At 62.5% G+C, this 12023-nt stretch carries 10 protein-coding genes; all 10 read right to left on the bottom strand.

Annotated features, from left to right (window positions below; genetic code table 11):
* Positions 1-54: 54 nt before the first annotated feature.
* On the bottom strand, positions 55-1350 hold the full coding sequence (asnS, locus tag I8J29_RS08045) for an asparagine--tRNA ligase (RefSeq protein ID WP_208847089.1): 1296 nt from the start codon (positions 1348-1350) through the stop codon (positions 55-57).
* 26 nt (positions 1351-1376) lie between these two features.
* Positions 1377-2585 carry an acetate kinase gene (locus tag I8J29_RS08040; protein WP_208847088.1) on the bottom strand — a complete coding sequence of 403 codons (1209 nt, stop codon included), beginning with the start codon at positions 2583-2585 and terminating at the stop codon, positions 1377-1379.
* Entirely contained in the window at positions 2582-3457 is an 876-nt protein-coding gene (locus tag I8J29_RS08035) for a 3-hydroxyacyl-CoA dehydrogenase family protein (RefSeq protein ID WP_276316263.1), read from the bottom strand. The genes I8J29_RS08040 and I8J29_RS08035 overlap by 4 nt, the downstream gene beginning before the upstream one ends.
* 93 nt (positions 3458-3550) lie before the next feature.
* Positions 3551-5071 (bottom strand): AAA family ATPase, encoded by a 1521-nt coding sequence (locus tag I8J29_RS08030; RefSeq protein WP_208847087.1) that lies wholly within the window; start codon positions 5069-5071, stop codon positions 3551-3553.
* The gene (locus tag I8J29_RS08025) at positions 5064-5600 is read right to left on the bottom strand and encodes a hypothetical protein (RefSeq protein WP_208847086.1); all 537 of its coding nucleotides are present in this window, start codon (positions 5598-5600) and stop codon (positions 5064-5066) included. The genes I8J29_RS08030 and I8J29_RS08025 overlap by 8 nt, the downstream gene beginning before the upstream one ends.
* A gap of 121 nt (positions 5601-5721) precedes the next feature.
* Positions 5722-6210 carry a cell wall elongation regulator TseB-like domain-containing protein gene (locus tag I8J29_RS08020; protein WP_208847085.1) on the bottom strand — a complete coding sequence of 163 codons (489 nt, stop codon included), beginning with the start codon at positions 6208-6210 and terminating at the stop codon, positions 5722-5724.
* A 32-nt stretch (positions 6211-6242) separates the two neighbouring features.
* Positions 6243-7544 carry an amidohydrolase gene (locus tag I8J29_RS08015; RefSeq protein WP_208847084.1) on the bottom strand — a complete coding sequence of 434 codons (1302 nt, stop codon included), beginning with the start codon at positions 7542-7544 and terminating at the stop codon, positions 6243-6245.
* On the bottom strand, positions 7525-8184 hold the full coding sequence (locus I8J29_RS08010) for a redox-sensing transcriptional repressor Rex (RefSeq protein ID WP_208847083.1): 660 nt from the start codon (positions 8182-8184) through the stop codon (positions 7525-7527). Before I8J29_RS08010 ends, I8J29_RS08015 begins: the two co-directional genes overlap by 20 nt.
* The gene (gene dinG, locus I8J29_RS08005; RefSeq protein WP_208847082.1) at positions 8181-11075 is read right to left on the bottom strand and encodes an ATP-dependent DNA helicase DinG; all 2895 of its coding nucleotides are present in this window, start codon (positions 11073-11075) and stop codon (positions 8181-8183) included. Before dinG ends, I8J29_RS08010 begins: the two co-directional genes overlap by 4 nt.
* A 158-nt stretch (positions 11076-11233) precedes the next feature.
* A complete protein-coding gene (locus I8J29_RS08000; protein WP_208847081.1) occupies positions 11234-12001 on the bottom strand; it encodes a tetratricopeptide repeat protein in 768 nt (255 codons plus the stop codon).
* Positions 12002-12023 lie beyond the last annotated feature (22 nt).

Below are 12023 nucleotides of genomic sequence, written 5' to 3'. Positions count from 1 at the left end.
CGGCCGTATTCCTCCCCCTTGCATAGCCTGACCGTTGCCCGCCGCCTCCGGCGATTACGGATACAGGCGGTACAGCATCCGCGGGAACGGAATCGTCTCGCGCACGTGATCGAGCCCGCAAATCCAGGCGACCGTCCGTTCGAGGCCGAGGCCGAAGCCGGAATGCGGCACCGTGCCGTACTTCCGCAGGTCGAGGTACCATTGATAGGCCTCCGTGGACAGTTCATGCTCCGCGAAGCGCTCCGCCAGCAGCTCCGGATCGTCGATCCGCTGCGAGCCCCCGATGATTTCGCCGTACCCCTCCGGCGCGATCATGTCCGCGCACAGCACGACTTCCGGACGGTTCGGATCCGGCTTCATGTAGAATGCCTTGAACGACGTCGGGTAGTGCGTAATGAACACCGGACGGTCGTACATCTCGGCGATGGCCGTCTCGTGCGGCGCGCCGAAGTCCTCGCCCCACTGGATCTCGTGTCCCTGCTTCTGCAGATACGCGATCGCTTCGTCGTACGTGATGCGCGGGAACGGCGCCTGAACGGCCTCGAGCTTGCTCACGTCGCGGCCGATCGTCTCCAGCTCCTTGCGGCAGTTCTTCAGCACGTTCTGCACGACGAAGGAGACGAACTGCTCCTGCACGCGCAGGTTCTCTTCGTGGTCGACGAACGCCATCTCCGGCTCGATCATCCAAAATTCGATCAAGTGGCGGCGCGTCTTCGATTTTTCCGCCCGGAACGTCGGTCCGAACGAGTACACCTTGCCGAGCGCCATCGCCGCCGCTTCCATGTAAAGCTGGCCGCTTTGCGTCAGATACGCGTCTTCGTCGAAATATTTCGTATGGAACAGGTTCGTCGTGCCTTCGCACGAGGAAGGCGTCAGCACCGGCGGGTCCACCAGCGTGAAGTTCCGCTCGTCGAAGAACTGCTGGATCGAGCGGATGATTTCCGCGCGGACGACGAGAATGGCGCGCTGCTTCGGCGCGCGCAGCCACAGGTGGCGGCGGTCCATCAGGAAGTCGACGCCGTGCTCCTTCGGCGTGATGGGGTAGTCGTGCGAAATCTGAATGACCTCGATCCCTTCCACCGTCAGCTCGAAGCCGGATTGGCTCCGCGGCTCTTCCCGCACGACGCCCTTCACGTACAGCGAGCTCTCCTGGGTCAGCTCCTTCGCGGCGTCCCACGCGTCCTCCGCCACTTCGCTCTTCACCACGACGCCCTGCACGTAGCCCGTGCCGTCCCGCAGCTGCAGGAATTGGATCTTGCCGCTCGAGCGCTTGCCGTTCAGCCAGCAGCCGATCCAGACGGACTGGCCGACCGCGTCTTTCAATTGTCCGATCGTCGTTAAAGTTTTCATTCTATCGTCCTCCGTTCGATTAAACGCTATGCCTTGTCTTGCTTCGCCAGCCGGTACGTGTCGCGGGCGATCAGCAGCTCTTCGTTCGTCGGCACGACCAGCGCTTTGACGCGGGAGGCGTCGGTCGAGATGAACCGCGCTTCCTTCGAGCGGGCCGCGTTGCGCGCCTCGTCGAGCTCGATGCCGAAGAACGAGAGGTTCTCGCACACCGCCTTGCGCACCGCCGCGGAATTCTCGCCCACGCCCGCGGTGAACACGACGGCGTCGAGGCCGTTCATGCCGGCGGCATAGGCGCCGATGTACTTGCGCAGCCGGTACGTGTACATGTCGAACGCCAGCTTCGCCTGCTTGTCGCCGTCTTCCATCGCTTCGACGATCTCGCGCATGTCGCTGCCGATCCCGCTGATCGCGAGCAGCCCGCTGTGCTTGTTCAGCATGGAGTTGACCTCGTTCAGCGTCAGCTCTTCCTTGTTCATCGTGAACGGCACGATGGCGGGATCGAGATCGCCGCTGCGCGTGCCCATCATGAGCCCTTCGAGCGGCGTCAGCCCCATGCTCGTATCGTACGACTTGCCGTGCAGGATCGCCGCGCAGCTCGCGCCGTTGCCGATGTGGCAGGTCACGAGCTTCAGCGTCTCGAGCGGCCGGCCGAGCGTCTCTGCCGCCGCCTTGCTGACGTAGTCGTGGGACGTGCCGTGGAAGCCGTAACGCCGGATTTTATGACGGCGGTAGAGCACCATCGGGATGGGATACAGGAACGTCTCCTGCGGCATCGATTGATGGAACGCCGTATCGAACACGACGGCCTGCGGCACGCTCGGCAGGTTGTATTCCACCGCGGCGATCCCCATCATCGCCGGCGGGTTGTGCAGCGGCGCCAGGTCGAACAGGCGGCGGATCTCCTTCTTCACGTCCTCCGTGACGAGCGTCGACGCCTTGAAGCTTTCGCCGCCGTGCACGACGCGATGGCCGACGGCGTCGATCTCCTTCATGGACAGCAGCACGCCGTGCTCCTTATGCGTCAGCATGTCGATCAGCCGGCGCACCGCCGTGTTATGGTCCAGAATCTCGCTCACTTCGTTCACTTCCGGACGTCCCGCCGGCTCGTGCACCAGAATCGACGCGTCCATGCCGATCCGTTCCACGCGGCCCTGGGCCAGCACCGCTTCTTCTTCCATATTATACAGCTGGTACTTCAGCGAAGAACTGCCGGCGTTCATGACAAGAATGATCATATCCGTCCACCGTCCTTGTCGTATTCGAAAAAGCCGCTCCCGCTCTTCACGCCGAGCTGGCCGCCGCGCACCATCTTTTTCAGGATGAACGACGGCCGGTATTTCAGCTCCCCGTATTCGCGGAACATCCGCTCCAGCGCGGCCAGCACGGCATCGAGCCCGAACCGGTCCGCCATCTCGAACGGCCCGTGTTGGAACGCGTAGCCGATCCGCATGGCGCTGTCGATGTCTTCCGCCGACGCGACGCCTTCCTCCAGCACGTGAAGCGCCTCGTTGATGAACAGGCAGATCAGCCGGGTCGTGACGAAGCCCGGCGATTCGAACACCATGACGCCTTTCTTATGTATCGTCGTCTCCACGAACCGCTTCGTCCGTTCGAACACGTCGTCGCTCGTCTTCAGCCCGCGCACGATCTCCACGAGATCCGCCCGGTTGACGGGATAGACGAAATGCATGCCGATGACGCGGTCCGGGTTGGACGTCACGCTCGCGAGCTCCGTCAGGCTGAGCGTCGACGTGTTGCTCGCCAGGATGACGTCGGGCAGGCAGACGGCGTCCAGTTCCTTGAAAATCGCCAGCTTGCTGTCCAAGTCTTCCGTGATCGTCTCGATGACCAGCTCGCAGGACTGCAGCTCGTTCAGCGACGACTTCGGATGGATGCGGCTCAGCACGAGCTTCTTCTCCGCGGCCGTCACCGCCCACCGTTCCATCTGCTTGTCCAAGCTTAATTCGATCATGTTCAGGGCATGCGCGAGCCGTTCTTCGTTCTGCTCGGCCATATACACGTCAAGCCCATTGGCGGCGAGCATCTCGCAGATGCTCTGCCCCATCGTTCCGGCGCCTACGACGCCGACTTTACGTACTGCAGTCAATCGTGCACACCTCCAAATTTCATCTTCTAGTATACCGTTTTTGCGCGCAAATAAGAAGGCGGATGTCCATCCGCCTTCTTATCGGAACAAGTGTCATTGCGCCAGCGCCCCTGGACGCTCCGCGGTCAGCTGCCGCAGCAGCGCGCGGAACCGGTCGCCGCTCAGCGTTTCTTCCTTCACCAGCACGTCGAGCGCCGAGAGGAAGACGTCGCGGTGCGACTCCAGCAGTCCTTTCACGCCGTGCATCAGCTCGTTCAGGACGTTGCCCGTCACGGCCGCCCATTTGTCCGGCGTCATCATGGAGCCGTCGACGATGCCGAGCTCCGTCAAGCCGGATTCCACCATCGAGCGGACGATGTTCATCGCCTGCTCGAAGTCGCCGCGCGAACCCGTGCTGCGCTCGCCGTAAAACATCTCTTCGGCCGCGGCGCCGCCGAGCGCGATCATGATCTGGCCCTCGAGAAACTGCTTCGTGTACAAATACTTGTCCTGCTGCGGGTTGTGGCGGACGTAGCCGAGCGCGCCGCCCCGCGGCAGCAGCGCGACCTGCGAGACGCTGCCGGGACGGACGAGCTCCGCCGCGATCGCGTGGCCGAGCTCGTGGAGCGCGACGCGCTCCCGCTCCTCGTTCGTCGCCTCGCGGTCCGTCCGCTCGCCCATCATGACTTTGTCGATCGCCATGGACAGATGCCGCTGGCTGATCGTCTCCCCGTCCTCGCGCATCGCGTAAATCGCCGCTTCGTTCATGACGCTCTCGAGCTGCGCGCCGGAGAAGCCGAACGACTCCTCCGCGATCTTCCCGAGGTTCACGCTGACCGGATCGATCGGCTTGTTGCGGGCATGCAGATTCAGAATATGCTCGCGGCCTTTCTTATCCGGCAGGTCGACGGCGATATGACGGTCGAAGCGGCCCGGCCGAAGCAGCGCCGCGTCGAGCATTTCCTTGCGGTTCGTCGCGCCGATGAGCAGGATGCGCGGCGAGTCCGACGTGTGGATCCCGTCGAGCTCGGTCAGCAGCTGGTTGAGCGTCTGGTCGTATTCGCGCTGCTGCCCGCCGTCGCGCTTGCCGCCGATGACGTCGATCTCGTCGATGAAGATGACGGCGCTGGTCTTGCCCTGCTTGGCGGCCTTCTGGCGCGCTTCCTTGAACAAGTCGCGGATCCGGCTCGCCCCGACGCCGACGTACATCTCCACGAACTCCGAGCCCGACGCGCCGAGATAGACGGAATCGGTATAATTGGCGGCGGCTTTCGCCAGCAGCGTCTTGCCCGTGCCCGGAGGGCCCGTCAGCAGGATGCCCTTCAGCGGGCGAATGCCGAATTTGGAAATCTGGTCGACTTGCACGAGAAAATCAAGCGCTTCGATCAGCTCCTGCTTCGCCCTGTCCTGGCCGCCGATCTCTTCGAATGACATCGGCTTCAGCGGACGCGGCTTTCCTTTTCGCTCGCCGCCGACCGTCGCCAGATGGCCGCGCGAACGCGCCATGTAGATCAGCCCGCCGGCGATGACGGCCAGCATCACGAGCGGCATGACGTTGATGCCTGCCGCGAATTGCAGAAACAAAATCAAGACCGGGACGAACCCGATCAGCATTTCCTTGCCGTATTTAAGCATTTGGCCACGCTCCAATCGTATTCGCCTCTCGCGGAAGCACGACGTATTTGACCGACTGGCCGTCTTTCAGCGTAATGTAGACGTTGGCGTCGTCCATCTCGGAACCGGCTTGAATGCCGGGATGGTCGGCTTGCGCCTGCGTCATGGCGGCCGGAATCGCCGCGTATTCGCGGTGGTCCATCGCCTGGGCGACTTTGAAGAGCATGGAAGACCAGACGTCGTCCAGCTTCGCGGACGAGCCTGAAGGCTCGATATTCAGCTTAAGCGTTTTGGAACCGATGATGGCATCGCCTTTCGTGGCGATCGTATCGTATATATGCCGGAGATTCGCATCCCCGCTCAGCGTCAGATTCACGGTCACGGCGTCGCGGCCGATGACGGGCTTGGCGTTCACGACGCCGGGCGCGCCGGTCGCGATCCGGTCAAGCGGCTTCAGGTCGGCTTCGTTGCGGTACATGAACCACCCGCCGGTAAGCAGGGCGGCGGATATGACAGCCGTCAGCGCGATCGGCAACGGACGTATTTTCATGGCAAAAAGCTCCCTTCATCCTAGGATTCGCTATCCTTTCGTCTATCCATGTCGCTATACGAAAGTATATCATAATCCGTAGATTCCAGGAGCCGGGGAATGCTGGCAGGCTTGCCTGCCGCTATTGGGCCGGCAGCTTGTACATGACGAGCAGCGAGCCGTCGCGATACCGGTAAAAGTCATAAAAATGATAAACGGCGCCGCTTTGCTTGCGCGCGTAGAACACTTCCCACACCGGCTCGCCGCCGAACAGGCCGAGGCGGATATGGGCGATATCGGCATCCGGCTTCTGCTGCAGGAATGCCGTCTTGATCTCGGCTTTCGTTCGGCCTTCGCTCGCCTTAAGAGTGATGGTCGCCTCCTTCTTGAGCCAGGCGTAAGCGGGCGCGCCGCTCTCGTCCTTGCCCTTGACGACCCATACCGGCTCATCCCAGACGTACGCATACGAGCCGGTGATGTCTTTCAGTCCGCTGCGCTGCTTCGCGTCCGCTTCGGCGGACTCCTCCGCCTTCCATACCGGCGCTTGCACGTAACGGTAATACGCGTTGAACGCCACGAGCAGCAGCGCCAGCACGACGACGATCAGCGCGATCCAGCGGCCCGTCGTCATGAACGGCGCTCTCTTGAACCGGTTGACGCGCATCAGCTCGTCGACAGCCTTTCAAAGCAGCGCTGCGCCTCGGCGCGGATCCGCGCCTCGTCCAGGAAGACGCAGGCTCCGTCCTTGACGACCCGTTGGCCGTCGACCCAGACGTGGCGCACGTCCCGTCCCGTTCCGGCGTACACCAAATGCGAGACGAGATCGGTCCGCGGATAGAAATGCGGCTGTTCGATATCGAGCGCGATGAAGTCGGCCTTCATGCCTTCCTTCAGCCGGCCGATCCGGCCGTCCTGCCAGATCGCGCGCGCGCCGTGGACCGTGCCGAGCTTGAGCGCTTCCCATGCGGGAATGGCGGTCGGATCGCCCGAGACGCCCTTGTGGATGAGCGCCGCCAAGCGGATCTCGTCGAACAGGTCGAGGTTGTTGTTGCTGGCCGCGCTGTCCGTTCCCAGGCCGACGGTCACGCCCGCGCGCAGCAAGTCCGGCACACGCGCCACGCCGCTTGCCAGCTTGAGGTTGCTCGCGGGGTTGTGAGAGACGCTGACGCCGCGCTCGGCGAGCAGGGCGATCTCGCCGTCCGTCAGATGTACCGCGTGCGCTACCAGCGCCGGCCGCGAGAAGAAGCCGAGCTTGTCCAGGTGCTCGACGGGACGGCAGCCGTAATCGTTGACGTTCTGCTGCACCTCAGCGGCGGTTTCCGACATATGGGTGTGCAGCGGGAGATCCAGCTCGTGCGCCGCTTCCACGATCCGCGCGATGTAATCGGGCGGGCAGGTATACGGCGCGTGCGGGGACAGCATCGTCCGAATGCGGCCGTTCGCCCGGCCGTTCCATTCCTGCGCGAATCGCTTCGCTTCGTTCAGCTTGGCGGTTTGCGCGTCGGGCGGGCACAAGCCGATGACGCCGCGGGTCAGCAGCGCCCGAATGCCGGACTGCTCGGCCACTTCGGCGACCAGGTGCATCCGGTCGTACATGTCGACGAACGTCGTCGTGCCGGAGCGAAGCATCTCGCTGACGGCCAGCGCCGTTCCCCAACGGGCGTCTTCGTCCGTATATTTGCCTTCCATCGGCCACATCTTCTGCTCCAGCCAAACCTGCAGCGCTTCGTCGTCGGAATAACCGCGCAGCAGCGACATGGCGGCATGGCCGTGCGTATTAATGAGGCCGGGCATGAACGCATAGCCCCGTCCGTCGATGATTTCGGCGCCTTCCGGCACGGGGTCCGGCGTCTCCTCGCTCAGGTACAGGATGGTATCGCCCTCGACGACCATGTGGCCGTACACCACGGGACGGGCGTCGTCCATCGTGACGAAGGCGCCGTCTTTAATCCAGATCCGCTTCATTCTCGTTCTCTTCTCCTTCTTCGTCCAAATAATACGCGAGGCTCATCAGCTCGGTCGTGAAATTCGCATAGTGGATCCGCACGGCATCCTGCACGCGGAGGATGGTCGGGGCGAAATTCAGAATGCCGTCGACGCCGGCTTCGACGAACTTGTCCGCGACGTTCTGGGCTTCGATCGCCGGTACCGTGATGATGCCGATCCGGATGTGGCGCTCGACGATCGTCTCCTTCAGCTTCTCCATCGGCAGTACGGTCAGCCCGTTGATGGACGTGCCGATCATGGACGGATGCACGTCGAATACCGCCGTGATTTTCATATTATCCTTCAAGTACGTATTGTAATTGCACAGCGCCCGGCCGAGATTGCCGGCGCCCACGAGCGCGACGTTGAGCGGCTGGTCGAGCTTCAGGATTTGCCGGATCTTCTCGATCAGGTACGTCACGTCGTAGCCGATCCCTTTGCGGCCGAAATCGCCGAAATACGCCAGATCCTTGCGGATCTGGGCGGGATTGAGATCGAGCCGGTTGCCGAGCTCCTGCGATGAAACCGTCTGGACATCCCGCGCGCTCAAGTCGTTCAATACCTGCAAGTACACGGGAAGTCTGCGAACGACGGCCTCGGAAATTTTCATCGGTTTCATGTTTCCACTCCTTCTTCGCGCGGGGTCAGCCACTCGTGCATCCGGGGCACGATTTGGTCCACGTGCATCGTTTCGATCTTCGGACCCGGAAGCGAGTACAGAAAGTATTTGCCGTAATACGTATCGATGACGCGCGTATCGTAAATGAGGACGATGCCCCGGTCCTTCGCCGTCCGGACCAGCCGGCCGAAGCCCTGCTTGAAGCGAATGACCGCCTGCGGAATGGACAGCTTCATGAACGGGTTCTGCTTCTGCTCCTGCAGCAGCTCCGACTTGGCCTCCACGAGCGGGTGGTTCGGCGGCTGGAACGGCAGCCGGACGATGGCGAGGCACGTCAGCGCGTCGCCGGGAATGTCGACGCCTTCCCAGAAGCTGCTCGTGCCGAGCAGGATCGAAGCGGCCTGCTGCTGGAAGCGGCGCGTCAGCTTGCTGCGGTTGCTGCTGTCGATGCCTTGTCCCAGCACCTGAATCCCGTGTTCCGACAGCGCTTCTTTCAGCGGCTCGTACGCTTGCTTCAGCATTTTGTACGACGTGAACAGGATGAGCATCCGGCCATGCGTGCCGATGGCCGCCTCCGTCAGCGACGCGACGAGCTTCTCCATGAACATCGGGTCGCCCGACGCGCCCTTCAGCACCGGGAAATTGCGCGGGACGATGACGAGCGCTTGTTCCCGGTAATTGAACGGAGACGGCAGCTGAACGGTTTTCAGCCTGCCCGCTTCTTCCTCGCCGGCCAAGCCGAGCTGCTCGCAAGCGTACTGGAACGATTTCTGCACGGACAGCGTGGCCGACGTCAGGATGACGCTGCGCTTCGTATCGAAGAAATAGGTCCGCAGCTGGCTGCTGACGTCGGCGGGCACGGCGTACAGCTGCACCGACTTCGCCCGCGAATTGGCATTGGCCTCCAGCCAATATACGGTGTCGGTCTTATCCGCCTTGATGAATAGGCGCAGATCGTCCCGCGCGCGGGCCAAATCCTTCACGGTCCCGCTCAGATCGGTGACGAGTGCCGCGATGGCGGGATCGTCGATGTCCTCCTTGATGGCGGCGAACACCTTGTCGAGCGGCCGGATGATTTGAGTCAGGTAACCGTGCACCGCCTCCTCGATCAGCTGGGCTTCTTTCCACAGCTCCGGCAGCTTGCCGCCCCGAAGCCGCAGCACGAACTGTCCCGCCTCGCCGCCGGGCGAATCGGCCGCCCCGCTTCTCGCCCCGCCGCTCGCGCTCGCGAGCGCGTACAGCAGCTCGAACAGCCGGTCCCACTCGTCGCGCAGTTCGCCGAATACCGGCACCACCTCGTCGATTTCTTCGCGCCACTTCTGCGTCTGCTCGACGTTCTCGTGCGCCAGCCGGCTGTTCAGCACGATCAGCTGGCCGTTCCGGGCATCCTTGCATAGCCGGAACACCGGCTGCTGGATCCCGTAATAGGACAGCTGCGTCCCGAGATGCTTGCCCGCGACGTCCTCCAGATGATGCGCTTCGTCGAGAATGAGATGCTCGTAGCCCGGCAGCAGGCGGTGATCCGCGCGGATGTCCGTGAACAGCATGGAGTGGTTCGTGATGACGACGTCCGCGATGTTCGCTTCCTGCTTCGCGCGGTGGTAATAGCAGCGCTTGAACCACGGACAGCTTCGGTTCAGGCAGGAATCCGCGTCGCTCGCGACCGCGCTCCAGAAGTCCGCGCCCCGGTTGCCGAAGTTCAGCTCCTCCTGATCGCCGTGCTCCGTCTCGCTCAGCCAGACGACCATCTGCGAGGCCGTGATCCGATCCTCGGCCGGCGCGCCGAAATCGCCCATGTTCACTTTGCCCTCGAACTTGCGCAGGCATAAGTAGTTGCCGCGTCCTTTGAAGACGGCGGCTTTGAACGGATACGGCATGACGGCGAGCAGCAGGGGCAAGTCCCGAGACCGCAGCTGTTCCTGCAAATTGATCGTATGCGTGCTCACGACTATCTTCTTGTTGTGCTGGACACCATAGTAGAGAGCCGGAATGAGATAACCGAGCGACTTGCCCGTGCCCGTGCCGGCTTCGATGAGCAGATGCCGCTCTTCCTCGAGCGCGTCGATGACTTCCCGGAACATCATGTTCTGCGGTTCCCGTTCCTCGTAGCCCGGAATAACCGCGGCGATGCCTTGCTTGAGGTGCTCGAGAAAGGCGGGGAACGTCCAATCGGCGGCGGAAGCGGCCGCCTCCTCGTCGCTGCGCGGATGCTGCTCCTCCGTCCAGTCGCCGGCCTTCATCGCGAACTGACGGAAATACGCAAACGCATCCATGTCGATCGCCGAGGTCATCTCTTTGCGGGTCGCGAATTGCGAAACGAACCAGCCGAGATCGTCGATCTCGTCGCCGAGCAGCTGCGCAAGCCGCTGCAGCGTCAGCAGCGGAAGGCCTTCCAGTTTACGGCAGCACGCAGCGAACAGCTCCGCCGTGGCCATGGCGTCGCTGTCCGCTCGGTGATGCTGATCGTGTTCGATGCCGAATAGTTCCGTCACCGCGCCGAGCTGGTAGGTCGTCAGCGTCGGATACAGAATGCGCAGCAGGTCGATGGTGTCGAGCCGGCGGCCGTCGAATGCCACGTACCCGCTGCGGTCGAGCGCCGCGTTCAGAAACCCGGCGTCGAAGCTGACGTTATGCGCGACGAGCACCGCGTCGGAGAGCAGCGGCACGACTTCGAGCAGCACTTCCTCCAGCTCCGGGGCGTCCGCCACCATCGCTTCTTCGATGCCGGTCAGGCCCGTAATGAAAGCCGGGATCGGAATCGTCGGCTTGACGAACGAGCTGTACGTCCGCACGACCTTCATGTCCTCGTCCATCAGGACGAGTCCGACCTGTATAATATCGTCTCCGGCGCCGTGGCCGGTCGTTTCCAAATCCAATACGGCGTAATTCATCCGGTACGTATCCTCCCCAAACAAGCAAAAACGCTGCTCCCGGCAATGGCGGCGCGTAGCCGGTCAGCCCGGCCCGCGCCGCCCGGGCGCAGCGCGTTTCGTTTATAGAACGTTCAGCGAGGACCGATAGTTTCCCCTGCTCACTTGACCGTTCGAAGTTACAGCTGGCCGCTTCCGAAATAAAGCGACAGTTGGCCCGCGTGCTGCGCGCAGGATTGCATGTTCGCGAGCGGATCGGTGAAATTCGGGTCGGCTTGATGCGCCTTCTCGAAATATACGGCCGCCTGCTCCAAATTCATGCGTACCGCTTGAATGCAGCCGAGCGCGTTCAGCCCGAGCGCCCGCCATCTCGGATGCTCCGTGATCTCGACCAGCAGCTGGAAGTGCCGCTGGGCGTCATGCCATTCCTGCAGATGCATGAACGTCATGCCGAGGAACAATCGCGCTTGGTTGTTCTCGGGCGACCGGTCGACCGCCTCTTCGAAATGCGACGCCGCTTCCCGGAACATCAGCAGCTTGAAGTAGCCCTGACCCTTCGACATGGACCGGTGAAACGCGGCCGAGGCCTCCCATTCCTCGTCGTCCGCTCCCGCCAAGCCGACCCCGGCCACCGCAGGTCCCGCCGCTTGCTGGGCGGCCTGAGGCACCGCGGAAATGATTTTCGGGTACGCCGTCTCCTTGGGGCTGGCCCCGGCCGGTTGGCTTTCGCCGGCGGCCGGGCCATACCCGAACTGCTGCTGCATGTCGCGGAAGTCGGCCATCTTTTCCTCGAATTGCAGCCATTCTTCGATAAATTGATCGCTGAATTGCTTCAGCTTCGCTAACTGCTCATCCAATCGCTGGCGCTCTGTGTCGTTGGCATGCGGATAATGAATGATGATGTCTTGAAGAATGTCCTGCATCGTGTTGAAAACATGCTTGAACATGATACGCCCCCACCTTCACGCC

It is taken from the genome of Paenibacillus artemisiicola, from assembly GCF_017652985.1.
Lineage (GTDB): Bacteria > Bacillota > Bacilli > Paenibacillales > Paenibacillaceae > Paenibacillus_Z > Paenibacillus_Z artemisiicola.
This window is presented reverse-complemented; position numbering and strand designations above follow the sequence as displayed.